The organism is Helicobacter ganmani, from assembly GCF_003364315.1.
Classification (GTDB): Bacteria; Campylobacterota; Campylobacteria; order Campylobacterales; family Helicobacteraceae; genus Helicobacter_D; species Helicobacter_D ganmani.
The window spans coordinates 145015-170352 of sequence record NZ_NXLS01000003.1; the positions used below are offsets into that span (position 1 = coordinate 145015).

25 protein-coding genes and 1 pseudogene are annotated in these 25338 nt (G+C 37.3%); 19 read left to right on the forward strand and 7 right to left on the reverse strand.

Annotated elements, in window-relative coordinates:
- Positions 1 to 25: 25 nt before the first annotated feature.
- From recG to bamA, 4 genes are read right to left on the reverse strand one after another with little or no spacing between them, the layout of a single operon-like run.
- Positions 26 to 1810 carry an ATP-dependent DNA helicase RecG gene (recG, locus tag CQA43_RS04350; protein WP_245944213.1) on the reverse strand — a complete coding sequence of 595 codons (1785 nt, stop codon included), beginning with the start codon at positions 1808 to 1810 and terminating at the stop codon, positions 26 to 28.
- Between the two features lie 24 nt (positions 1811 to 1834).
- A complete protein-coding gene (locus CQA43_RS04355; RefSeq protein ID WP_181881621.1) occupies positions 1835 to 3079 on the reverse strand; it encodes a M16 family metallopeptidase in 1245 nt (414 codons plus the stop codon).
- Between the two features lie 55 nt (positions 3080 to 3134).
- Complete coding sequence (locus CQA43_RS04360) at positions 3135 to 4256, reverse strand: dehypoxanthine futalosine cyclase (RefSeq protein ID WP_407918774.1); 1122 nt, start codon at positions 4254 to 4256, stop codon at positions 3135 to 3137.
- The gene (gene bamA, locus CQA43_RS04365) at positions 4256 to 6508 is read right to left on the reverse strand and encodes an outer membrane protein assembly factor BamA (RefSeq protein ID WP_115551390.1); all 2253 of its coding nucleotides are present in this window, start codon (positions 6506 to 6508) and stop codon (positions 4256 to 4258) included. The genes CQA43_RS04360 and bamA overlap by 1 nt, the downstream gene beginning before the upstream one ends.
- A 129-nt stretch (positions 6509 to 6637) precedes the next feature.
- On the opposite strand from bamA, the gene CQA43_RS04370 reads away from it, so the two are divergent.
- Complete coding sequence (locus tag CQA43_RS04370) at positions 6638 to 7465, forward strand: prephenate dehydrogenase (protein ID WP_115551391.1); 828 nt, start codon at positions 6638 to 6640, stop codon at positions 7463 to 7465.
- A 32-nt stretch (positions 7466 to 7497) separates the two neighbouring features.
- Here CQA43_RS04370 and CQA43_RS04375 read toward each other — a convergent pair whose 3' ends face one another.
- Together CQA43_RS04375 and CQA43_RS04380 are read right to left on the reverse strand one after the other, a co-directional pair.
- Positions 7498 to 7656 (reverse strand): YgaP-like transmembrane domain, encoded by a 159-nt coding sequence (locus tag CQA43_RS04375; RefSeq protein WP_115551392.1) that lies wholly within the window; start codon positions 7654 to 7656, stop codon positions 7498 to 7500.
- A 9-nt stretch (positions 7657 to 7665) separates the two neighbouring features.
- On the reverse strand, positions 7666 to 9027 hold the full coding sequence (locus CQA43_RS04380; RefSeq protein ID WP_115551393.1) for an NAD(P)/FAD-dependent oxidoreductase: 1362 nt from the start codon (positions 9025 to 9027) through the stop codon (positions 7666 to 7668).
- A 174-nt stretch (positions 9028 to 9201) separates the two neighbouring features.
- On the opposite strand from CQA43_RS04380, the gene CQA43_RS04385 reads away from it, so the two are divergent.
- The 5 genes from CQA43_RS04385 (at position 9202) to CQA43_RS04405 (ending at position 13025) form a co-directional block, all read left to right on the forward strand.
- Positions 9202 to 10893 (forward strand): acetolactate synthase large subunit, encoded by a 1692-nt coding sequence (locus CQA43_RS04385; RefSeq protein WP_115551394.1) that lies wholly within the window; start codon positions 9202 to 9204, stop codon positions 10891 to 10893.
- A gap of 3 nt (positions 10894 to 10896) precedes the next feature.
- Complete coding sequence (gene ilvN, locus CQA43_RS04390; protein ID WP_115551395.1) at positions 10897 to 11370, forward strand: acetolactate synthase small subunit; 474 nt, start codon at positions 10897 to 10899, stop codon at positions 11368 to 11370.
- 8 nt (positions 11371 to 11378) lie between these two features.
- Positions 11379 to 12383: a UDP-3-O-(3-hydroxymyristoyl)glucosamine N-acyltransferase gene (gene lpxD / locus CQA43_RS04395; RefSeq protein WP_115551396.1), complete on the forward strand. Its 1005-nt coding sequence runs from the start codon at positions 11379 to 11381 to the stop codon at positions 12381 to 12383.
- 70 nt (positions 12384 to 12453) lie between these two features.
- Positions 12454 to 12780, forward strand: coding sequence for a hypothetical protein (locus CQA43_RS04400; protein ID WP_115551397.1), 327 nt, complete (start codon positions 12454 to 12456; stop codon positions 12778 to 12780).
- Between the two features lie 5 nt (positions 12781 to 12785).
- Positions 12786 to 13025 carry a hypothetical protein gene (locus tag CQA43_RS04405; protein ID WP_115551398.1) on the forward strand — a complete coding sequence of 80 codons (240 nt, stop codon included), beginning with the start codon at positions 12786 to 12788 and terminating at the stop codon, positions 13023 to 13025.
- Between the two features lie 47 nt (positions 13026 to 13072).
- Here CQA43_RS04405 and msrA read toward each other — a convergent pair.
- Positions 13073 to 13567 (reverse strand): annotated as a pseudogene (gene msrA / locus CQA43_RS04410) (peptide-methionine (S)-S-oxide reductase MsrA).
- 147 nt (positions 13568 to 13714) lie between these two features.
- On the opposite strand from msrA, the gene CQA43_RS04415 reads away from it, so the two are divergent.
- The 13 genes from CQA43_RS04415 (at position 13715) to CQA43_RS04475 (ending at position 25282) form a co-directional block, all read left to right on the forward strand.
- On the forward strand, positions 13715 to 14623 hold the full coding sequence (locus CQA43_RS04415) for an AEC family transporter (RefSeq protein WP_115551399.1): 909 nt from the start codon (positions 13715 to 13717) through the stop codon (positions 14621 to 14623).
- Positions 14624 to 14699: 76 nt separating this feature from the next.
- Positions 14700 to 15521, forward strand: a complete 822-nt coding sequence (locus CQA43_RS04420; protein ID WP_115551400.1) for a universal stress protein — start codon at positions 14700 to 14702, stop codon at positions 15519 to 15521.
- A gap of 93 nt (positions 15522 to 15614) precedes the next feature.
- Positions 15615 to 16898: a ComEC/Rec2 family competence protein gene (locus CQA43_RS04425; protein ID WP_115551401.1), complete on the forward strand. Its 1284-nt coding sequence runs from the start codon at positions 15615 to 15617 to the stop codon at positions 16896 to 16898.
- A gap of 40 nt (positions 16899 to 16938) precedes the next feature.
- Positions 16939 to 17481: a DUF502 domain-containing protein gene (locus CQA43_RS04430; protein ID WP_115551402.1), complete on the forward strand. Its 543-nt coding sequence runs from the start codon at positions 16939 to 16941 to the stop codon at positions 17479 to 17481.
- A 3-nt stretch (positions 17482 to 17484) separates the two neighbouring features.
- A complete protein-coding gene (gene mqnP / locus CQA43_RS04435; RefSeq protein ID WP_181881622.1) occupies positions 17485 to 18345 on the forward strand; it encodes a menaquinone biosynthesis prenyltransferase MqnP in 861 nt (286 codons plus the stop codon).
- Between the two features lie 3 nt (positions 18346 to 18348).
- Positions 18349 to 18888 (forward strand): hypothetical protein, encoded by a 540-nt coding sequence (locus CQA43_RS04440; RefSeq protein WP_115551403.1) that lies wholly within the window; start codon positions 18349 to 18351, stop codon positions 18886 to 18888.
- Positions 18888 to 19448, forward strand: a complete 561-nt coding sequence (locus tag CQA43_RS04445) for a hypothetical protein (protein ID WP_115551404.1) — start codon at positions 18888 to 18890, stop codon at positions 19446 to 19448. Before CQA43_RS04440 ends, CQA43_RS04445 begins: the two co-directional genes overlap by 1 nt.
- Before the next feature lie 9 nt (positions 19449 to 19457).
- Entirely contained in the window at positions 19458 to 20357 is a 900-nt protein-coding gene (gene thrB / locus CQA43_RS04450) for a homoserine kinase (RefSeq protein ID WP_115551405.1), read from the forward strand.
- 20 nt (positions 20358 to 20377) lie between these two features.
- Positions 20378 to 20623 (forward strand): DUF448 domain-containing protein, encoded by a 246-nt coding sequence (locus tag CQA43_RS04455; protein ID WP_115551406.1) that lies wholly within the window; start codon positions 20378 to 20380, stop codon positions 20621 to 20623.
- Positions 20616 to 23372 (forward strand): translation initiation factor IF-2, encoded by a 2757-nt coding sequence (gene infB, locus CQA43_RS04460; RefSeq protein WP_115551407.1) that lies wholly within the window; start codon positions 20616 to 20618, stop codon positions 23370 to 23372. The genes CQA43_RS04455 and infB overlap by 8 nt, the downstream gene beginning before the upstream one ends.
- Positions 23372 to 23755 (forward strand): 30S ribosome-binding factor RbfA, encoded by a 384-nt coding sequence (gene rbfA / locus CQA43_RS04465; RefSeq protein WP_115551408.1) that lies wholly within the window; start codon positions 23372 to 23374, stop codon positions 23753 to 23755. Before infB ends, rbfA begins: the two co-directional genes overlap by 1 nt.
- Positions 23739 to 24197, forward strand: coding sequence for a ribosome maturation factor RimP (gene rimP, locus CQA43_RS04470; RefSeq protein WP_115551409.1), 459 nt, complete (start codon positions 23739 to 23741; stop codon positions 24195 to 24197). The genes rbfA and rimP overlap by 17 nt, the downstream gene beginning before the upstream one ends.
- Positions 24191 to 25282 (forward strand): dihydrofolate reductase family protein, encoded by a 1092-nt coding sequence (locus tag CQA43_RS04475; RefSeq protein WP_181881623.1) that lies wholly within the window; start codon positions 24191 to 24193, stop codon positions 25280 to 25282. The genes rimP and CQA43_RS04475 overlap by 7 nt, the downstream gene beginning before the upstream one ends.
- Positions 25283 to 25338: the final 56 nt, after the last annotated feature.

Sequence of the window (25338 nt, forward strand, 5' to 3'; positions counted from 1 at the left end):
ATCAAAATATTAATTATACGATATTTTAAGAAAGCGCATTTTTTGCTTCTTTGATAATTCCCTCATCTTTACCCAAATCCACCCAAGCAAACTGCCTACCGCTTTGCATTTCTCCGCTTAACAAATCTCCACTATTGCGATATTCTAAATCCATTTGTGCGATTTCAAAGCCATTTTGCGTTTGGGAGAATCTTGCTAGTCGCTCAGTTTGCTGTTGTTTGGTAAATAAAAAACAATACCCTTTTAAGCCGTTACGACTCACTCTCCCACGCAATTGGTGCAAAGTTGCCAATCCTAACCGCTCCGCCCCTACAATCACAATCGTGCTTAAACTCGGCAAAGAGATTCCAACCTCGACCACCGTCGTAGCAAGCAGAATCTTTCCCCTTTCACGAAACTCCTCCAAAACCTGCTCTTTATTTTTGTCCTTGCCATATGTGCTATAAACACCCTCAAAATTCTTTTTCCAAAACTCTTCACCCTCTTTTAATGCCGTATAATTGGAATTTTTGCTCTCCTCTACCAAAGGATAAACAATAATAATTTGATGTTTTTGCGCAATTTCTTGTCTGATATGCTCCAACAAATCTTTAAAATCGTTTTTATAGATAATACGCGTCGTAATGTCTTTTTTGAAAGGCAAATCTTTGATAAAACTAAAATCCACAAAATTAGATTCTATCATCGCTTGCGTGCGCGGAATCGGCGTCGCAGAAAACTGCAAAATATGTGCGCGTTTGGAATCGCATTCAAACATTCTTTCTAGTGTATTCCTTTGTGCCGTGCCAAAACGATGTTGCTCATCTATCATCACAAGCGCACAATTGCTCAAATCTTGATAAAGCAAGGCGTGTGTCCCGATGATAAAATCGCTTTGCGATAAATCACCCTTTTTGTCGCTTTGCGTTAAGAGCGCAATTTTTAAATGATTTGGCAAAAATTTTTGTGCTTCATCAAAAAGTTGCTTTGCCAAAATGGAAGTGGGTGCCATCAATACGCTGCGATGAGGATAAGCCATCATCACACTTGCTAGAATAACGATTGTTTTACCACAGCCCACATCACCAACAATCACGCGTCTTGCAGATTGATTACTTTGGAGTGAAGCTTGAATCTCACAAATCGCATTTTCTTGTCCTTTGGTAAGCTCAAAAGGCAAAGATTCAATCCAAGATTGTATAGGATTATTTAGCGAAATAAGGCTTAGAAAATGACGTTTTTTTGAGCGCAAAAGACGCATATATTCGTAAATTTCAACAAACTTGATTGCCTCCAAAAATTTACCAAAAAAACTATGGTTTTTTGCAAAATCTTGCACAAATTTTTCGTTCGGGTGATAAATTTTTACAAGAGATTCCAAAACCCACAAAGGCACTTTAGGATAAAATTCTTGTAAGAATCCTAAAGTAATCCCATTTGCAAAATCCCTTGCGCTCTTTTCTTTCATACCTTTAAAGCCAAAATTCAATACGATTTCACCTGTATTTTTTAATACTTTGGGTTGCAATAAGGTATAAAATCCCGCGTTTTTTTGGAGTTTTCCACTGACAATTAACACAGAATCAGGTTTAAAAATGCTCTTATGATAAGGTTTTGGGTGAAAGATTAACAGCTCTATCTCACATTCAAATTTTGGAGCAAAACACAAAATATGCGCTACTTTGAGATTCTTATAATTTCGGACTTCCACTTCCAAAACTATATTTTGATTCACTTCCAAAGATTCGCTCAAAAAAGTGTTTGTATAACCCTTTGGTAAAGAATATAAAACTGCTTCAAAAGGCGTCTTACCAAACTTACTAAAGCCCAAACCTAAGCCCAATCTTAACTATAGCTAATTTTCTGCACTAACAATGGCAAAACTAAGATTCTTAATCTCTTGATGTGATTGAATGTAATCATTGACTTCTTTTAAAGTGAGCTTGGAAATCTCCTCTAACACTTGCTTATTAAAATCCAATGGCAAACCATTATAATAATAAGTAAATGCTGTGCCTAATCTTTGGGAAAGCGTCTCGTTGCGTAAAGGCTCACTTCCTAGTAAATAATCCTTTGCTTCTTGTAATTCTTTGCTTGTGATTCCTTTTTCAACAAATTCCTCTACTACCTGCTGCACGAGACTTTGAGCTTCTTTTTCATTTTTGAGGCTTGTTTGCAAATATCCTTGTGCCGATGCTTGCGTATGTGTTGCGTTTAGTCGCATAACCGCAGAGTAAGCAAGCCCTCTTTTCACGCGCACTTCCTCCAACATACGACTGCCAAACCCACTGCCTCCAAGCACAAATGAAGCAACTTTAATCAATGCAGATTCCTTTTGCAAATTATCAACATTCAAAGGTGCGCCAAAATAAATATAAGCCTGCTGCGTGTCTTTAAGCAGACGTTTGGTTTGCCTTAAATCATTCGCAAAGATAGGCTTAAGTGCCACTGCCTTACCTTGTGGTAATGATTCAAGCGCATTTTCTAATTCTTTTGCAACACTTTCAAATTCCAATTCCCCACCCACAATAAGAATCAGAGAATTTAAATTGATATGCTGCCGATAAAAATTTTCTATTTCCCTTAGAGTAATCTTAGCAATAGAATCCTGCGTACCACTTAGAGGAAACTCCAATGCGCTTCCTTTGAAAAGCATAGATTTCAATATTTTACTTGCCTGATAATCATAATCACTCTCCCGCTCTAAAATTGCTACTAAGGAGTTTTCTTTGACTTTATCCAATGCTTTTTGTGTAAAATTTGGGCTTTGGAGCAGTTCTTTTAAAAGTGCGATTCCATCTTTTTGCATTGCAGTCATTCCACTTAATGTAAAACTCAATGTTTCCAATCCACTTCCCACACTCAACGCAAGGGCTTTTTCCTCTAGTTTTTTAGAAAACTTTGTAACACCTAGCTCCTTTGTCCCCTCATTAAGCAAAGAGCTTACAATATCAGATAGCCCTAAACTTTTGCCATTACTCACTCCGCCTGCACCCTTAAAAACAAGCTGAATATAAAACAAAGGTAGCTGCGTATTTTTTTCATAAATTATAGGAATCTCTACACCTTTTATATGTAACTTTTTCATCTCAAGTGCCATCAAACTTCCTTTCATTATCCAAAGACTAAAAAAAATTATAAAAAACTTTTTCACCTTAAAATTGCTCCAAAATGTTATAAGCCGTGTTGCGCTTGGCTGGAATCTCGCCGATATCACGAATCAAAGAAATCATCTCTGCTTGATTCATAGAATTACTAGCTCCTGCGGCTGCAACAACATTTTCTTCCATCATCGTGCTACCCAAATCGTTTGCCCCAAACAGCAATGCAAGTTGTCCAATATAAGAACCTTGCGTAACCCAACTGCTTTGAATATTTTGAAAATTATCCAAAAAGATTCTGCTACACGCAAGCAATCTCAAATAGCGGTTTGAAGAGGCTTTGTGCAGATGCGGAAATTCCTTTTGCAATGGCGTAAAAGCAGGTTGAAAACTCCATAAAATAAACGCCCTAAAGCCATTGGTTAAATCTTGTAAATCTCGGATTCTTGTCCAATGCTCTATAATATCCTCATCTTTTTCTACACTTCCAAACATCATTGTTGCCGTGCTTTTTATTCCTAGCTTATGGGCTTCCCTATGCACTGCTATCCATTCTTCACTATCTAGTTTCTTAGGAGCAATCACATCACGCACCCTATCACTTAAAATTTCTGCGCCCGCACCGGGTATAGAAGACAAACCGCACTTTTGCAAGCGTGCTAAAACTTCAGTGATTGAGATTTTAGAAATCTTTGCGATATAATTAATCTCAATCGCAGAGAATCCATGCAAGGTGATTTGAGGATATTTTTGCGCAATATGTCGCACCAAATCCTCATACCATTCAATTTTTAGACTCGGATGCACTCCTCCTTGAAAAAGAATCTGTGTGCCACCAATTTCTAACAATTCGTCTATTTTTTTATCAATCTCCTCAAAGCTTAAAATATAGGTTTCGCTCTCATTAATTCTGCGTTTAAAGGCACAAAACTTGCAATCTACCCAACAGATATTGGTATAATTAATGTTTCTATCCACAACAAAAGTCGTGATATTGTCAGAATGCAACTGCTTTTTGATAGCAAACGCACGCTCACCCAATTCCTTAAGAGAGGCATTCTGCATTAAATCCAAAATCTCCTCCTTGCTGATTCGGGGCAATTTAACTTTCACGACAGCATTTACCTCTTGCGAATTCTTAGCAAAAACCTCTCGCATACCTTCAAGATTCTCCATTAGAATCTCTGTCCCATTGTAAATTCAAAAGAGGAAGTATCATCACCCGGCTTATCGTCTAGTGCATGTGGGAAGAGGAAGTTGATTGCCCCAATAGGAGAAATCCATTCAATTCCAACACCAACAGAGCTACGCTTAATATCGTTAATATTTTTTTGCCCTATCATTCCATAATCATAAAAAATAAGGAATCGCATTTGAACGGTTTCAAACATACCATAGCTTAATTCTGCTGTGTTATAAAACATTTGTTTTCCACCGATTCTCAATCCATCTTTATCTCGTGGTGTAATAGAGCGATTCTGGAATCCTCGCACGCTATTAACGCCTCCTAGATAAAATTTCTCATTGATAGGCAAAAAGCCCTCATCTTGAGCATATCCAGCCTTTGCGCGGTATCTGAAAATCAAATCTAAATCCGTCCAATCCTCAATGGAATGGTAAAGGTTGAAAGTTCCATAATACTTGATAAACTCCGCGTCTCCTCCAATGCCTGCAAACTCCGTGCTACCTGTCGCTTTTATTCCGCTTTTTGGGAAAAAATAAGCATCCGTGCTATCATAGCTAAGTCCCGGAATCACGGAGGATTTTATATATTTATCCCCTCCATAATACCTAGTATAAAGGTTGCGAAGATAGGCGTTATCAAAGTTAGAAAGCTTGGTTTCTTGATAAGTATAGCCCAAAGTCAAGTCTAGTTGGTCCCAAATTCTGCGTCCGCCTACGATATTAAAACCTGTCATCGTCTCGGTATAATCATAGTCATCGTATTCCATACGATACACTTCAGTGGCTAAAGAGTAATCACTATCTAGCACAGCGGGATTGTAGAGATTCACACGATAGGAATCTGAAACTTCGCTTTTATCCAAATAAACCCCTGCAGTTAAGCCTGTTCCAAAAATATTGCGGTCTTTAACAGATATACTTCCCATTAACCCATCATAGCTTCCATAACCGATTCCAAAAGTAAATTCCCCTGTTTTACCCTCTTTGACATTCACAAGTAAATTAACGCGCTCCTCATCTATCCGCTCTTCCTCTATCTCTACGCTTTCAAATCCTCCTGTTCGCATAATTGCATTTTTGGATAAAGTAATCTTGCTCATTTCATATTCATCGCCCGGCGCAAGTAAAACATTCCGACGAATCACGCGGTCAAGCGTTCTATTATTTCCCGAAATCAATACATCATTAATATGCACCTTTTTACCCGGCTGCACATAATAAACAATTCTCACTTCACTATTTTCTTTATCTTTATCTAAATCTGGTGTTATCCTTGTAAAGGCATAACCTAAATCTCCTATTTTATAGCGAATTGCCTCTGTGTCCTTACGCATTGTGTCAATATTAAATTTTTTGCCTTTTTTGATTTTAATCACATCGTATAACTCTTCTACTGCAATCACATCTTCCTCTAAAACAATTTCTACTTCTGAAACCTTATAGAGTTCTCCCTCATTAATATAAAAATCAAGCTCTGCCTTGTAAGTTGTAAAATCTGTTTTCAAAAAAGGTGTGCTTACTTCCGCATCTAAATAGCCTTTTTGCATATACAAATCACGGATTCTATGTCCATCAGTTTCCACTTCATTAACACGCAATTTACCACTATTAAATCCCCACATCCAACCAAGAAATTCTCTTTCTTTATTTGCAGTTGCCGCCTCAATGCGTGAGATTTTTAAATTTTCTCTACCATAATAATTTGCTTTTTGAATAATAATTTCTTCACCTTTGTTAATTTCTAAGGTAACTTTCAAAGCATTAGTAGAAATCTCCTCTGTTTTTACTTCAACAATCGTGTCATAATACCCTTGTGCTTCCATTAAATCAATGATTTTTTTGCGCACATTAGCAATTTTTGCCTCATCATAAACATCGCCCTTTTTTAATCCAATTTCTTTATCAATGACATCTTGTTCTTTTCCTGCTCCATAACCGCTGACAATCAGACTTGCGATGACGGGTTTTTCCAAAAAATGAAAAGTTAAGATTCCGTTTTCTTCTGTTACCCAAATGTCTTTAAAGTAACCTTGCGAATAAAAGCTATGGATAGAGGTATCCACCAAATTGATATCTAGTGGCTCATTGAGCCGAACCTTGGTAATTTCATTGGCAATCAGAGGGGAAATGTAATTTAACCCCTCATAGCGCACTTCTTTGATAATTGGCAAAGCAGCAAAAAGATTTGTTGAAAAAATCAATAGAATTGCGGGAAACAAAAAAGTTTTAGAAGAGAAACGCATTATTAAAAACCTTAAAAATAATTTTTTACCTGATTTTAAAAGCTATAATTATACCTTTTAGTAGATTAAATAACACAACTAAAGCTAAAAAAATATATAATTTTATAAATTTTACACAACGGACAGATTATGCAGGCAGGAATTATTGGACTTGGACTTATTGGCGGCTCATTAGGGCTTGCACTGAAAGAAACAGGAATGTTTAAACGAATTATTGGATTGGATAATAATCCCCTGCATCTTCAACAAGCACTTTCTTTGGGACTTGTAGATGAGGGGGCAGAGCTAGAGGAGATTAAGCTTTGTGATGTTATTTTTCTTGCAACCCCCGTAGAAGCAATTTTACAACTTCTGCCTAGTCTTGTTGGTATCGCACCTCATTGCACGATTATTGATTTAGGAAGCACCAAACATCTGATTTCTAAAAGTGTACCTTTAGAGATTCGTAAAAACTTTGTCTGCGCCCACCCAATGAGTGGAACAGAAAATTTCGGTCCCAAAGCCGCTTTTAAAGAACTTTTACCACATCATATTTTAGTTTTGACTGATTTAGAACAAAGTGGAGAATTACAAGTTGCGATGGCAAAAGAAATTTTTGTCGCACTCAAAATGAATATTATCAAAATGGATTCCAAATCTCACGACAACCACGCAGCCTTTATCAGCCATTTACCCCACATCATCAGTTATGCGCTTGCCAATACCGTGCTATCGCAACAAAACCCAAACGATATTTTAGCTCTTGCTGGTGGTGGATTTAAAAGTATGGTTAGAATCGCGAAGAGCTCCTCAAGAATGTGGTGCGACATTTCTAAACAGAATCGCGAAGAGCTCCTAAAATCTCTTGACTTTTTCCAAAAAGAAATTCATTTTGCACAAACACTCATTCAAGAAGAAAAATGGGACGAACTTGAAAAATGGATGGCAAAAGCAAACTCTTTGTATGAAATTTTTTAATGGCATTAGATTCCCAAAAAGGAATCCAAAATTTATTTTTTAAAAAACTTATAAAGTGGGCAGTAGCCATACACTGCACTAAGCAATGGCAATAGCGAGAGAAGCCACCACCAACTTTGACATACAAAGCCAAATACAAAATACAATAACATTGCTACGATTAATCGGATTGTTTTATCTAAATTGCTCATTTTTCCTCCTTATGCTCTTGCGTGAATCATTCCGCTCATTACCATTGGTTTCATCAAATATACTTTTACAAACCAATTCAACCAACTCTCTCTTGTCGCTCCAAAACATGGCATACTTGGTGCTGTGCCTTCATAATCAAATTCCACCATTACCGCCTTGCCATAATGCGTAAGCAAAGGACAAGCAGTATATCCGTTAAACTTCGCCTTGAGTGGCTGATTATTTAAATGAGCAATGAGATTCTCTGCAATCACAGGATATTGTTTGCGGATACTTGCCCCTGTCTTTCCTTTTGGAACACCAGCACAATCCCCAATCGCAAAGATATTTGAATATTTTTTATGCTGCAAGGTATAAGAATCTACATCTACCCAATTCCCGTCAGTATGCCCTTTTGTGATTGCAAGACCTGCTTCTGTAATAAAATCAGCAGTTTTCATAGGAGGAATCACAAATAAATAGTCATAGGGCTTTTCAAAACGTTCTTTTGAAACCTTTTGCTCACCATTTTCTGTGTAAGGCATTAATTTTTCAAAAGTAGCAATATTGCGTGCTGTATCTACTTCTACAAGTTGATGGCGCATTAAATAAGGCATTTTACGTTCAATGTAAAATTGCTCAATCATTTTCGCGTGTGTTGGACTTGAAAGCATTGCTCCACCACCTGTGTATAGGCACATATCTATCTTTTCTTTTGTGTGATTTGTTACGCTCAAATCCTCTAATAAAAAATTAATTTTCTTATTTGCTCCGCCGCATTTAAAGGGTGTATTTGGCTCTGCAAAGATAACTTTTCCTCCCTCTTTAGCTGCCTTTTTCATCATGCTTTGCGCCTTGACTGCTCCATCGGGAGTATAAATGCTTGTAACATTTGTATTTGGGTCATTGACAAACTCTTCTGTCAATCCTTGATACTTCTCAAACTGATTCATCGTTCCTGTGCCAATTATCAGATAATCGTAGGGATAAACTTGTCCGCTTGTTGTTGTTAGATTGTCAGTATTTGGATTTACCGCACTTACATTTTCTTGAATCCACTCTACCTTACTATCAATCAAGTCTTTTTTATTGTATTGTGTATCTTGTTTGTTATAGATTCCAGCAGCGATTAATGTAAATCCAGGCTGATAATACAGAATCGGGTCTGCATCAAAAAGCTTGATTTTAGCATTTGGCAACTCTTGTACTAATTTCGCAGATAAAGAGATTCCTCCGAGCCCCGCCCCAATAATCGCGATATTTGGGGCTTTATCAGATTTTGCCTCTGCCTTTGTCGGTGTTGCTAAACCAACACCTCCTAGTGCAATACCACTTGCACCTAGAATTTTTAATAAGTCTCTTCTGCTCAAGTTTTCTTTATCTTGTTGCATACTCGCTCCTTCTGTTGAATGTAACAAAATTATAGTGCAAACCTCACATAAAATGCGTAACAAAATCACGATATAAAATGCACAATAAAATCACAAGATTCGCTTGAATGAATTCATCATTTTTAAAGATTTTTAAAGTTAAAATAAGACAAACATTAATAAATAGGATTTTTTATGCAATTAAATGGTTCAGAAATGATAATTCACGCACTCAAAAATGAGGGTGTGCAAATTGTCTTTGGCTATCCCGGAGGGGCTGCTTTGAATATTTATGATGAGATTTATAAGCAGAAATTTTTTAAGCATATTTTAACTCGCCACGAACAAGCAGCAGTGCATGCTGCAGACGGCTACGCAAGAGCAAGTGGCAAGGTGGGAGTTGCCATTGTAACAAGTGGTCCGGGCTTTACAAACACTATTACAGGCATTGCGACTGCCTATGCGGATTCTGTGCCTTTAGTCATCATTAGCGCGCAAGTGCCTACAAGCCTGATTGGCACAGACGCATTTCAAGAAATTGACGCCGTAGGTATTTCGCGTCCATGCACAAAACACAATTTCTTGGTAAAAACGATTGACGAACTACCCCGTATCTTAAAAGAAGCATTTTATATCGCAAGTAGCGGGCGTCCCGGTCCTGTGCATATTGATGTTCCAAAAGACATCACTGCAACAATAGGCGAATTTAATTATCCAGACAATATCAAATTACAAACCTATAAGCCAACCTATAATGGTAATCCGCGTCAAATCAAAAAAGTTGCCCTTGCAATCAAAGAGGCAAAAAAGCCTCTCTTGTATTTAGGTGGTGGCTGTATTGCATCAAAATCCGCAAAGCTGATTCGGGAACTTTGTGAAATTACGCATATTCCTGCTGTTAATACCTTTATGGCTTGTGGAATTTTAAGCACAAACAATCCAGATTCTTTGGGTATGGTAGGAATGCACGGAAGCTATGTTGCAAATATGGCAATGAGTGAAGCAGACCTTATCGTTGCACTTGGAGCGCGTTTTGACGATAGGGTAACAGGCAAATTAAGCGAATTTGGTAAATACGCACAAATCGTGCATATAGATATTGATCCTAGTAGTATTAGTAAAATCGTAGAAGCAAATTTCCCTATTGTAGGCGATGTTAGCAATGTTTTAGAGGAACTCTTGCCGCTTTTGCGCGAAGATTATGCGACACAAAATATCCTAGCGTGGCGTGAGCGTTTGGCACAATACAACAAATTGCACCCTCTAAGTTATCAAGATTCCACGACACAACTTAAACCCCAATGGGTTATTGAAAAGCTTGGAGATATTGTAGGTGAAAATGCTTTAATAAGCACAGATGTTGGGCAGCATCAAATGTGGGCGGCACAATTTTATCCCTTTAGCTTTCCTCGCCAATTCATCAGTAGCGGAGGACTTGGAACAATGGGATTCGGCTTGCCTGCTGCAATGGGTGTAAAATGCGCATTTCCTGATAAAGTCTCCATTAACATTAGTGGAGATGGTTCTATTTTGATGAATATTCAAGAACTAATGACTTGCGCAGTGTATGGAATCCCTGTAATTAATATTGTTTTAAATAATAATTATTTGGGTATGGTGCGTCAATGGCAAACTTTCTTTTATGACAAACATTATTCAGAAACGGACTTAGAAAAGCAACCAGATTTTGTCAAATTGGTAGAATCTTTCGGTGGGGTAGGCTATGTTTGCAAAACAAAAGAGGAATTTATCAGTGCATTAAATGCAGCAATCAATTCCCAAAAGCCTGCTCTTTTAGATGTGCGCATTGACAGAATGGAGAATGTCTTGCCTATGGTGCCAACAGGTGGCGCATTGTTTAATATGATGTTAGAATACAAGGAGTAAGCAATGGAAATCAGACGCACAATTGCTGTTACCGTTTTAAACGAACATGGTGTTTTATCACGCATTAGCGGATTATTTTCAGGCAGAGGATACAATATAGAATCTCTCACCGTTGCACCGATTTTGGATTCTAATCTTTCTCGCATTACAATCGCCACAAAGGGCGATAACAAAGTGCTTGAACAAATCATCAAGCAGTTGCACAAACTCATTCCCGTGCTGAAAGTCTTAGAAAACGAACAAATGATTGAGCAAGAATCTCTGCTAGTAAAATTTGGATTGGAAAGCAATTTAAGCGAAATCAGTGCGATTTTTGGCGCTTTTAATGGAAGGCTTTTAGAAGTCAATGACAAATGTGCTATTTTTGTAGCGTGTGATACACATACGCGTATTAATACACTTCTTAATGCACTGAAAACTCATAAGCCAAAAGACATTACGCGTAGTGGGATTTTAGCAATTGAGACTAATAATTAAGGCAGGATATGGAATTTAAAAAAATTATTGAAATCCTAAACCAAGAAGATGCTTTAGAATGCGTAATGTATCACAATGGCACAGAATGGTTGAAGCATTCTAGTTTTTTGGATTCTTTCCCTATCCACAATTTAGAATCTCCACAAGAAGCCATAGAGGATTCTATTACTTTTTTAGAAAAAGAGCAGTATTTTGAACAAATCTCACAAACCAAAGCTAAAGTCGTTTTAGTGCGCAAAACACACTTACATGCGATTCCACATTCAGCTTTTGCAATTATCTGCGAAAATCCTTACCTTTCAATGGCGTATCTGACAAAATACTTTGCCAAACCTCTCTTTGCCTCCAAAGAATCTCCAAAGATTCAAGATTCTGCTTACATTGCCCCCAACGCAGTGATTGGAAATGGAAGCAAAATCGGTGCGAACTGCACAATTATGTCAAGTGTAACGATTGGGGAAAATGTCAAAATCGGCGCAAACTGCGTTCTATTTCCGGGTGTATGTATTTATAACGATTGTGAAATCGGAGACAATGTCAGAATCCACGCAAATAGTGTTGTTGGCAGTGATGGATTTGGTTATGCACATACAAAAGAGGGGAAACATATCAAAATTTATCATAATGGCAAAGTTGTACTAGAAAATGATGTAGAAGTCGGCGCAAATACAACAATTGACCGCGCAGTTTTTGGACAAACAAGAATCAAACGAGGAACAAAAATAGATAATCTCGTGCAAATTGGGCATAATTGTAACATCGGGGAATATTCTATCATTGTTTCACAAGCTGGAATCTCTGGCTCCACAACTACAGGGCGCAATGTAGTGCTAGGAGGGCAAAGTGGAAGTGCAGGACATCTACATATTGGTGATTTTACACAAATAGGCGCAAGAGGCGCGATTAGCAAAAGTTTGCCAGCATTTGGGAAATTTTCAGGACACCCACTTTTGCCAATTCAAGATTGGCTTAAACTGCAAGCTTTACTTAAAAAAATGCTAAAAAAGAAATAAAATATATTAAGGATATTCTAAGTTACTGGGTTATATTATTTAATATTTTAATTTTAAATGGAGGTCATTTATGAAAGAAGCGGTGATTTATAAAACAATTCCTTTGGAAGATAGCGAAGGTGGAACTCTTGAGTTTGCAGTAATTGAAAAACCATATGGAGAAGGTAGCAAAGCAGTTGTAAGCATCTGTGCTTCATTGGGTGGAGGAAAAGAAAGCTGGAAAGTTCATATCCCCTTAACACAGATTAAAGAATCTTGCAAAGCTTTAAAAGGAGCAAAAAAAGCACGTAAAAAATGTAAAGACGCAAAGAAAAAAGAAGCTAAAGCAAAAGAAGTAAAAAAAGATAAAAAGACAAAAGTAGAGACAACAAAAGAAACAAAAACTCCAAAGAAGTAGCTTAAATGAAGCAAAGAATCAAAAAAGTAACTTATACGATTCCATTGCGAGGAGACTTGGCAAAAAATGGAAATATCATTGTTTCGTCTTTTGATGTCCCTAGCAAAAAGGACAAAAAACATCAAGCAGTCTCTATTATGGTTGAATTAGAGGATACTAGTGATTCTCCAGCACAATGGGAAGTTATTATTCCTAGAAAACAGGTAAAAAAACTTCGCAAAGCCCTTAAAAAAGTCTGCAAATAAACTCTTAATAATTTTTGAAGTTGTTAAGAGTCATTGCAAATCTTAAATTACAAAGGGTGCAGTGCAGCACTTAAATCAATATGACAATAGCCATAAGGATTTTTGGCAAGATATTTTTGATGGTAAGATTCTGCGGGATAGAAATTTTTTAAAACTCCAATCTCTGTAACAATCTTGTTTGGTAATTTTTGTTGATAAGATTCTACAAATTGTTGAATTCTTTCTAACATTTGAGAATCTTGCGCATAAATGCCACTTCGGTATTGCGTGCCAACATCATTGCCTTGATAATTCAATGCAAAAGGGTCAATAATACTAAAAAATCGCGCCAAAACTTCTTCTCAAGTCAATTTTACTTCATCAAATACAAATCTTATAGCCTCCACAGCACCTGTCGTGCCACTACAAACTTGCTCATAAGTTGGAAATTCTACTTCAGAATTTGCATAACCCACTTGCGATTCTACTGCGCCATTTAATCTATCAAAATAGCCCTGCACACCCCAAAAACAACCACCTGCTAAATAAATAATTTGTTGCACTGCATTTCCTTAAACTAAAAAGAATAAAAAATCACTTTTTTGTCGCATAAATCACAAGAGATTATATCCAAAACTTCAACTTTTGTTTGAGATTTTGACGCTATAATTCTATTTTTCACGAATATCACTCTTAAATAAGGATTCTAAATGTTTATTTTCAATCCACTTTTTACTATTTTTGTTTTACTTATGGGTGGCTATATTGCAAAACTTGTTGGAGTCTTAAAACAAAAGCAATCCCGCACTCTTTTGGATTTTGCAATCACCTTTACAATTCCCTGTCTTATCTTTGATGGAATTTATCATTTAAATCTTGATTGGACTTTAACTCTGCTAATCTTAACAGGACTTACTTGCAGCTTACTTGGGGGATTCATTGCAATGGTGATTGGCTATTTTTTTCGATTTTCACGCGCAACAATCATTAGTATGTTCTTACTCTCGTCTTTTGGAAACACACTTTTTATCGGGATTCCTATTGTTGTAGGGATTTATGACACAAGTTTCATTGGCAAAGTCGTATTTTATGATGCTTTGGCCACAGCTCTGCCCTTTTCACTTCTTGCACCCTTTATTTTATCTCTTGGAGGAAATCAGCCCATTAGTTTTTTACAAAATATCAAACGCATTTTGATTTTTCCTCCCTTTATCGCGCTGACATTAGGATTTTTGTGCAAATTTGTTGAGCTACCAGATTTTATCTTTGGTCCCATTCGCGCATTAGGTGGTGCAACTACCGCGGTTGCACTCTTTGCTATCGGACTTGGACTTGGATTTGGCGCAATCAAGAGTGCTTACAAAAGCGCAACGATTGTAATTTTATGCAAAACACTCGTTACACCTTTATTATTTATTGGAATCTTAAAACTTCTCAATGTAGAATTTGGTCCAAATAGCATTCTTGCAATTTTGGAATCCTCTATGCCGACAATGGCACTTGCTGGAGCAATGATTATCAAGGCGAAACTAGATTCCAATCTTGCAGTTAGCTCCATTGCTTTTGGAATCCTCTTTTCTTTCGTTTCTGTTCCGTTTTTGTGCTACCTCTTGCTTTAAATAAGCAAAAATTTAAACTATTTTTAAATGATAATTTGGGTATAATCTTAAGAATATCTATAAAAAGGCTTGTATTATGAAAAATAGAATTGTCGTAGCAACCGATTTTTCACAAAGTAGTTTGACAGCACTTACAAAAGCTATGTTTTTAGCTAAAAAGCAAAAATATACGCTAGATGTTGTGCATGTTGTAGAGTATTCCATTTTCCACGACCCCAAAAAAGACAAGAAGGTAGGCAAGGAAGCACTTGCAAAATTTATTGCAGATAATTTTCCCACACCAGAAGTAGAAATCTCACAATTTTGCTATGTTGGCACAATCCACCAAGAAATCAACAAACACGCAAAAGAGCGCGAATGTCGCTTACTGCTTGTAGGAGCAACAGGTGAAACACAATATTTAACAGAAGTTTTACTAGGTTCAGTAACAAAAAAAATCATCAGAAAATCTGAAATTCCCGTGCTTGTAACCAAAAATGAGGCGCTTCCAGATTATGTTAATATTTTCTCACCAACTGATTTTTCGGATAATTCTCTTAAGCTTGCCAAAACAACAAGAAAATTTTTCCCAGAAGCAAATTTAGTCTTTTACCATATGATTTCTCGCCCATTTGAATTGCGTTTAGGACGTTATGGCGCAGATGAAGAGCAAATCTCTAAATTCAATAAAAGCGCAGAAGAAGAAGCGAGAAAATACTCCAAGAAGTTTTTGGAAAATTTCTCTGGCAAAAATGAAATGGTGCTTGATAGTGGTATTCTTTCTTATACCCGTCTTTTGAGCGTAGCAGAATCCAAAAATGTCTCACTCATTGCATTGCCAACAAGTGGAAAAATTAGCTTTTTTGCCTTAGATGTGCTACAAAATGCACATGTAGATGTGCTAATTTGGAAATTTTAATCCATTCTTAATGCTTTCTCACAACTTTATCTTACCTGACAAGCTAGAATCGTAATCCAATGCGATTCTAGCAATCCACAGCAAAGGCAATCTATGCATAATCTCTCACCGCCTTTGTTTTTTACTCTCAAAGAGCGTTTGATTTTCTTTGTTTTTTTGTGCCTTATTCTGTGTCTCACGCTTGGTTTTAAATTCTATCAATTCCATATTTTAAAGTCTCAAAACAATCCTCAAATTACTGCACAAGTTCTTTTGCAATACACCAAAAGCAAACAAAACAAAACCTATTTTGTACTCAAGCTCAAAAGCAATTTTGGCACTTTTTACACCACATCACGAGAGGATTTGCGGGATTTGAAGTATCGTTTCTTGAGCTTACGCGTTATCTTAGATAAAGTTTCTTTTTGGGAATTTTTGCGCGGATTCTATGCGCCGAGCTTTAACCTCATCTTACTTCCTTTTGAGGATTTTAGGAAGCCCTTAAGAGAGACAATTCTAAACCAACACGCAACAAAGCTTATGGGCGAATATTACTTGACACTCTTTCTGTCTGATAGCTTACCGCAGGAGTGGAGAACTTTAGCCCAAAGCTATGGAATCTCACATATTTTCGCCATTTCTGGATTCCATACAGGAATCTTAAGTGCAATTGGATTTCTAATTTTAGGATTCTTTTATAAGCCCTTACATCAACGATTTTTCCCTTATCGCAATATTCTTTTTGATTTGGGATTCCTTGTTGTTTTGGGACTGATTGCCTATTATTTTTTACTCACACAATCTCCCTCTTATTTGCGCGCTTTGGCGATGAGTTGTGTAGCATTTTTTCTACTTTGGCGTGGCTTTAATGTCTTGCGCATGGAGTCTCTCTTGTGGTGCATTTTTGTTTTGGTTGCCTTTTTTCCGCAGCTTATTTTTTCTATTGGATTTTATTTTTCTAGTTTGGGTGTTTTATATATTTCCTTATTTTTCAAATACTTTAAGATTCCACAAAATATCAAAGGCAAGATTCTATATAGCCTCGCCTTAAACGCTTCAACCTTTTTTCTAATGGGAATCGTGGTTTATTATTTCTTTCCTTATTTTTCACCCCTGTCTCTTTTTTCGCTTTTGCTTACGCCACTTTTTATTTTCTATTATCCTTTAGAGTTATTGCTTCATCTATTTGGCTTTGGTGGGTTTTTGGATTCTCTTTTGCTTGCTTGGGTAGGCTTCAAGACACATACTATCACATTGCAACCAAACCTCATTGCGTTTATTTTGTGTAATGCACTTAGTCTTTTAGCTATTTTTTACTACCACGCTTTTTGGATTCTTTTAACCATTAATTTAGTCTATTATAGCTATGGAATCTATTTGTATTTTTATGGAATTTAAGCTAAAATGCAAAGATTATTTAAATTTTAAGGCTTAGATTGTGAATCCTATCCTCTCCAAAATCGGCAAGGGTCTCTTTGCGATTCTCCCCTTTTTGTTACTTTTTTGGATTTTTTCTTTCGTTTATGAATTTTGTGCCAAAATTTTTTACTCTATCTTTGGAATCACAAACGCGAATCTTTTTGTAACCCTCCTCATTTGTTTCTTGAGCCTTGCTCTGCTCTATTATATTGGACTTTTAGTAGAAAAAAACAAAGAAGTTTTGTTTATCAAAATTACAGAAATGCTAATTACCAAGATTCCACTTGTCAAAGGCGTTTATTCTGGAATCAAAGAGGTTTTAAAAATCTTTTTGGGTAAAAATGAAGAGGGATATTTGGGCGTTGCTTCTATCCATATTGGAGAAATGGAATTGATAGGGTTCATCACCAAAGAGGAAGGGGAAAGTTTTTGGATTTTTGTTCCTACAACTCCCAATCCCACTTCAGGTTTTCTCCTAAAACTTCCCAAAACGCAAGTCCAAATTTCGGATTTATCTGTTAGTGATGGATTTAAGAAAATTATTTCTTTGGGTGTAAGATAAATTATGCAAATCCAACAGAAACTAAAAGATTTAAGCGAATTGGTAATGCTTCAGCATAGTTTTTTTTCTATGCCTTTTATGTTTATTGCCTTACTAACTAGTGCAAAGGGCTGGTTTGGCTGGAAATTATTTATTTTTGGTGTGATTGCGACCATTAGTGCGCGCAATTTTGCTATGGCATTCAATCGCTATGCAGACCGCAAGTTTGATAGCACAAATCCGCGCACTCAAAACCGCCCAAGCGTAGATGGCAGAATTGCGCCCAATGCAATTTTATTCTTTATCTTTGTTAATGCAGTCATTTTTGTTTGCATTAGCTATTTTATTAATGCTTTGTGTTTTTATCTTTCTATCCCTATTCTTGCGATTCTTGCAAGTTATTCGCTGTTTAAACGTTTCTCTAGCTTAGCGCATATTGTGCTAGGGCTTTCTTTGGGGTTAGCTCCTATTGCAGGGGCGATTGCAGCAAGCGGCGAGATTCCATTATGGAGCATTTATCTATGTATTGGGGTGCTTTTTTGGGTCGCCGGATTTGACTTACTCTATGCCTTGCAAGACATTGAGCACGACAAAAAAGAGGGTCTGCATTCTATTCCTAGTGTCTTTGGTGTTACCAAAACCCTATGGCTTTCAAGGCTTTTTCACTTGCTCACGCTTGTTTTTTGGGGATTATTCATTTTTGAAGCAAATCTTGGCTTATGGATGTGGATTGGACTTGGAATCTCAATCCTTGCGCTCTTTTTTGAACAATATTTAGTTTCTAAAAATTTTCATCATATCCCGCGCGCATTTTTCACAGTTAATGCCTATCTCGGAATTGCGCTTTTAGGATTTTGCATTTTAGACTTAATGGCTGGGCTTTAAATAATGGAAAATTTCGTTAAAAGTCGCCTGATTCACACAGCCTTAAAAATAGAATTTGACCAAGTACATACTAATGCAGAATCCTATGCACTAGAATTTAATAAACTCACACAAAGCGACGAAGATCCTATTGGAGAATGGTTGCGCCTTATGCGTGCAAAGAAAGGAAATTTAGAGGGCGAAAATGCCGTGATTTTGGAGCTTTTAGTAGAAATTTACCGCAAGATAGAATCACTAGAATCTCGCATAGAGGGAAATACAAAAGCCTATGTTCCGCTAGAAAACAAAGCAACCATTAGCACAATCGGGCATAGTTGCTTTGCGCTTTTGGATACGAATCTTTTAGAAAATACACTTTATTATGGTAGAATAGAGCTTCCAACTTTTCCAACGCGTATCGTGCCTGTATATTTTATTTATCATTCAGAGCTTGCTTGGATTGAACAAATCCACGCAAGAGATGAGATTGAATGGGACGGCTATGTAGCAGGAAAAGAGCGTGCGCTGATTCGCTCACTTAAAACTCAACAAAAAGGCAAATAATGTTCAATGATGCAAATTTATTACTTTGGGGTGGAATCGGAATCGCCATCGTTTTTATTTTACTCATTGTGTATTTATATCTCAAAGAGGGTGAAAACGCCAAGCGCGCGCGTCGTTATGAAAAATCCATTGAGGAGCTTAACAAAGAAGTTTATCGCTTGCAGAAAAGAATCAAAGAGCAAGAAAATGAATTGGAGCATTTCAAAACCCATATCAAAGCACAAATCTATCAAGACATGCGCTTGGAAATGAAAAATCTGTTAGATTCCAATTTACACACACAAATAATGCCCATCAAAGTGGAAATGGAATCCCTCAAAACACAATGGAATGACTGCAAAAACAATCTTCGTGATTTAGGGGATTTAGAAAACAAAATCTTTCATTTAGAGGAAAGATTGAAAGAATTTGTTTATACTCCAAGCAATCCTACAAATATTGATGAGGGGAGGATTATTTCAATGTTCAAAGATGGCTGGAGCGTGGATTCTATCGCCAAAGAATTACGCATTGGTAAGGGTGAAGTAGAATTTACACTGAAATTTGCCAACTTAAATTAAGGGAAAAGAATGGAATTTCGCGTGCCTGCAACGAGTGCAAACTTAGGACCGGGCTTTGATAGTTTAGGACTCGCCTTAAATCTTTATAATCATTTTAGCCTCAAACCCTCCAAATTCACCTCCATTCAAATCCATGGAGAAGGCGCAAAAAATCCTAAATTACGCATAGATAATGTGTTTGTTAGAATCTTTAACGAGCAACTTAAAAAGCTAACAGGCAAAACTCTGCATTTTAAATTTACTTTTGACAATTCAATACCTATTTCGCGCGGTTTGGGGAGTAGTTCAGCAGTTATTATCGGAGCAATTAGTGCGGCTTTTAAAGTCGCTGGGATTCCGTTCCAAAAGCAAGAAATTCTAAATCTCGCACTTAATTACGAATCCCACCCCGACAATATTACTCCTGCCTGTATGGGAGGATTTAATGTCTGTATGCTCACGCAACGTAAAAATGAAGTGCGTTTTATCCATTCGCCTTTGCCCGATTCCATTCAAGCGGTTGTAGTGATTCCAAATCAATCCATTTCAACCCACCTCTCACGGCAAACTTTACCCAAAAAATATAGCCAAAAAGATGCTGTGTTTAATCTTTCTCACGCAAGTGTGTTGGCAGGTGCTTTTATCACGCAACATTTTGAATTATTGCGCGAAGCAAGTATGGATAGATTCCATCAATATTATCGTATGAAACAGATTCCATTGCTTTTTGAAGTGCAAAAATGCGCCCTCTCCTCTGGTGCATTAATGAGCACACTCTCTGGCAGTGGTTCAACTTTTTTTAATTTATGTTACAAAGACGATAGTGTGCGATTGCATAAAATCTTAAGCCAAAAATTTCCAAAACTCAAAATCTTAATATTAAATTTTGATAATTTTGGCGTCGTCTTTGATGATGAATTTAAGCTTTAGCTTGTTATAATTAGAGCTTTATGTCTAATCCAATTAGAATGTGTATCGTATGTCGGAATCGCTTTCCACAAGCACAATTAATCCGTTTGCAATACAAAGATTCTGTGTTGAAATGCCATCAAGGTGCAGGTAGAAGCTTCTATCTCTGCTCTAGTTGCAAAGAAACACCCAAAGCAAGTGATTCTATCGCAAAGATTTGTAAATTGGATAAAAAACACAAAGAAAATATTAAGTTTGCATTAAAGGAGATTTTTCTGTATGGATAAAATCCGTATTAGTGAGATTGCTAAAGAACTAAGCAAAACAAGCAAAGAAGTTTTACAAAAAGCCCAAGAGTTAGGTTTTGAATCCAAAACTGCTTCTAGTAGCGTTACAACCGAGCAAGCGGATATATTATATAATTATATTTTATCTGGTGTAAATCCTGTTGCGCAATCTCAAGCAAAAGATTCTAAAGAAAGCAAAAAAACTGCAAAAACCAAAAAATCTACCGAAGAGACAAAAAGCAAAACACAGAAGAAAAACCAAGAAAAACCAAAAGCTACGGCAACCAAAACAACAGGCAAAACCTCTAAAACGCAAAAAGATTCCAAAACAGACACACCAAAAGCTAAAAAAGATTCCGCTAAAGCACTAGAATCAGACTTACAAATCCAAGAAGATGTTCAAAAAGTTATTCAGGAATTTCAAGATATTTTAGAAGTGCCAGCCGAGGAATCTTTCCAAGAAATAGAAGAAGCCAAACCCACAGAATCCAACGCAAGCGAAAGCAAACTTCCTCCGCAAATCTCTCAAGAAAATCCTGCCATTAAACGCACCGGATTAAGAATCATCAAAAAACGCGATGTGCGCGAAAGTCAAGAAGAAACACCAAAACTAGAATCCTACAAAGAATCTCCACGCACCTTGCAAGATTTGCTTGGCAACCTAGAGGACAATCAGGGACGCAACAAAGACAAAAAAAAGAAAAAAGACAAACCAAGTGTGCATACAAGCAAAAATTTGGGACAACAAAAAATAGATTTACTAGACAATAGAGAATTTTATAGCTCCCACGACGATGACGAAGAAGATATTATTTTGTTTGACTTAAGCGTGCAAGATGAACGCAATATGGAAGAAGAAGATAATGAACGCAAAGCCACAACCGAGCGCATTAAGATTCAAAGACATAATCCCTTTATGGAGCAAGGTAGCACACGAAGGTCTAGTCGCAAAAAAGCTCCCAAAGCGCAAAAAACACAAGAAACAATTAGCGGTATTGTAAAGATTCCAGAGGAAATTCGCGCCTATGAATTTGCTGAAAAAGTTGGTAGAAGCACAAGTGAAGTCATCAAAGTGCTTTTTGGTCTTGGAATGATGGTAACCAAAAATGACTTTTTAGAAAAAGATGCAATTGAGATTCTAGCTGAAGAGTTTGGAATCCAAATAGAATTAATCAACAATGCAGAAGAGCTAGATTACACACAACTAGAAGAGAACAATGACAATGAAAAAGACTTGATTACGCGTGCGCCAGTTGTTACAATTATGGGGCATGTTGATCACGGCAAAACTTCCTTGTTAGATTACATCAGAAATACCAAAATAGCCCACGGAGAAGCGGGCGGAATCACACAGCATATTGGTGCTTATACGATTAACAAAAATGGCAAACAAATCACTTTTATTGATACTCCCGGACACGAAGCATTCAGTGAAATGCGTGCAAGAGGGGCGCAGGCAACTGATATTGCAATCATTGTAATTGCCGCAGACGACGGTGTGAAACCCCAAACAATTGAAGCCTTAAACCACGCTAAAGCTGCCAATGCTCCTATTATCATTGCAGTAAATAAAATTGATAAACCAGAAGCAAACCCAGACAAGCTCAAAGCAGAAGCTGCGGAACTCGGTTTTACTCCGCTAGAATGGGGAGGAAATTATGAGTTTGTCCATATTTCCGCTAAAAGTGGAGAAGGAATTGATGACTTGCTAGAAACGATTTTATTACAAGCAGAAATTTTAGAACTTAAAGCCAATCCTAACAAATCTGCGCGTGCAGTTGTGATTGAAAGTAGCCTTGAAAAAGGCAAAGGACCTGTTGCCACATTGATTGTCCAAAATGGAACTTTGCATATAGGGGATAGTATTATCGCTGACACTGCTTTTGGGCGCGTTCGAGCTATTAGTGATGATTTGGGCAAATCCATTCACAGCATTCCTCCTTCAGGCGTGGGAGTAATCACGGGCTTAAATGAAGTGCCACCTGCTGGCTCTATCCTCCTTGCGGTAGAAAATGACAATATTGCACGAGATTATGCACAAAAACGTGCGGCACACTTGCGTCAAAAAGAACTTTCGCATTCTACAAAAGTTTCTTTTGATGAGCTTAGCTCTATGGTAGCACAAGGGCAGCTCAAAAACCTGCCCGCCATTATCAAAGCAGACACACAAGGAAGCTTAGAGGCAATTCGCGGAAGCTTAGAAAAACTACAAAACGAGGAAGTGAAAGTCAATATTATTCATAAGGGTGTGGGCGGAATCACAGAAAGCGACTTGGCTCTTGCGGGGGCAAGTGCGAATTGTGTGATTTTAGGATTCAATGTGCGTCCAACAGGAAGCGTAAAAAATAAGGCGAAAGAACTTGGAATCCAAATCAAAACCTATTCCATTATTTATTCGCTTTTAGACGATATTAAAGCCTTGCTTGGCGGCTTGCTCTCACCTGTTTTAGAAGAAGAAAACACCGGACAAGCGGAAGTGCGCGAGACTTTCAATATTGCCAAAGTCGGAACGATTGCCGGTTGCTTCGTAACTGATGGCGTAATTCAAAGAGGAATCAAGGTGCGCTTAATCCGCAATGGTGTCGTGATTCATAATGGCAACATTACTTCACTCAAACGTTTTAAAGATGATGCACGCGAAGTGGCAAAAGGCTTTGAATGTGGAATTATGCTAGAAGATTACAACGACATTCAAGTCGGCGATGTCTTTGAAACCTATAAAGAAGTGGAAAAACAAAGGACGCTTTAATGCAAGACATTAAGCTTGCTCGCACACAATCTTTACTGAAAGAGATTCTACCAAGTGCATTAGCAAACCTCAATGACACGCGCCTAAATTCTCTCAATGTAATAGAGGTTAAATGTTCGCGTGGTAAATATTTTGCCGAAGTTTTCCTAAACGCTCCTTTTGCAACCCAACAAGAAAAAGCAGAGATTCTAACCCAACTCAAAAAAGCACGCGGAATTATCAAGGAATATTGCTTAGAAGAAACGGGCTGGTTTCGTTGTCCAGACTTCAAATTTAGCTTTGACACAACCTTAGAACAAGAAAATCGTTTGGATAAAATCTTTGATACACTCCAAAAAGAGCGCGAAAGCAAACAAAAGGGGAAAAATGACACTTGCTCCTGATTTAGAAATCAAAATCAAAATATTAATAGAAAGTCTAGGTTTTACTCTTTATGATATTTTTAATATTAAAGAAAATGAGAATCAGATTTTGCGTATTTGTATCACAAAGTCAAATAGAGAGGATTCCGCTAGTGTAACACTTGAAGATTGCCAAGAAGTAAGCCTTGCTCTTTCGCCTTTGCTAGATGTTGAAATGCCAAATTCTGAAAAGTATTTTTTAGAAGTTAGTTCACCCGGAATTGAACGCACGCTTAGAACCCTTGCACATTATCAAAACGCCATAGGAGAACTTGTCAAAATCAAAACCATAAACAAAAAAGAATTCAAAGGCAAACTTTTACAAGTGAATCAAAACACTCTTACCCTAGAAGATACTCAAGCAAATATGCAAATAATCCCACTAGAGTCTATCAAAAAAGCTCAAACCTACTTTGAATGGTAGTCTCTCACGTGCAAAATATAGGCACAGATGAATTTTATTTGAATCTTTGCTTGCAAAGTGCGTGGCAAAACCAACTCATCACACTGCCAAATCCCGCTGTAAGCGCACTCATATTAGACCAATATGGCACAATTTTAAGCCTAGAATCGCACCAAGAATGTGGCAAACCACACGCAGAAGTGCTTGCTCTTCAAAAAGCCTATGCAAAACTAAGCGGCGATTGTGAAATCTTGCGACTAAGCGATTCTGCGCAAATCCATCAGTATTTGCTCAAATGCTCCCAAAATCTTTTTAATAAGACTACGATTTATGTCAGCCTAGAACCTTGCGGTAGTCATAAATGCGGTAGAACTCCCTCTTGCACAAGTCTTTTAAAAGCACTAAAACCAAAACGCATTATTATTGCCACACAAGATAGAAGCCAAAACGCTAAAGGCGGGGCGGAGGAACTAGAACAATGCGGAATCCCTGTAACAAAAGCTTGGGAAACAAAAAACTTAACTTCCATTCATCAATGCGCAAACTCTCTCTTGTATCCCTTCAATGCCCTGCAAACAAAAGGGCGATTCTTACTCTACAAATATGCTTGCAGGCTAGATGGTAGCATTAATGGCGGACAAATCAGCTCAAAAGCAGCCCAAAGCAAAATGCACGATTATCGCGCAAAAGCAGATTTTTTGCTCCTTTCTGGCAAAACAATAAGAGAAGATAAGCCGACACTTGATGCAAGATTTGCAAGTTTGGAATCCAAACGCCCTCCAAATATCTTAATATTAACGCGTGATAATAATTTCTCTACTGATGCACCACTTTTTGATATACCAAACAGAGAGGTAAAAATATTAAATCAAATAAACCCTACATTACAAAATATTAATGGGTTTATAATGTGTGAGGGCGGAGCAGAACTCCTAAGTGCATTACAGCCACATATAGATATGCTTCTTGTGATTTTACAACCAAGCTTTAATGCAGATTTTACTCTCACAATGCACCTAAGACTCTCCTTTCATCTTGTCCATAGTATGCAAATAGGAGAAGATTTGTTTTTATGGCTTTTACCCAAAAATCAACCAATGCTTTAATTCTTTGCATTTGTATCCCTAATGAGCAAAACAATCCGCTGCGTCCTTTGCAAGAT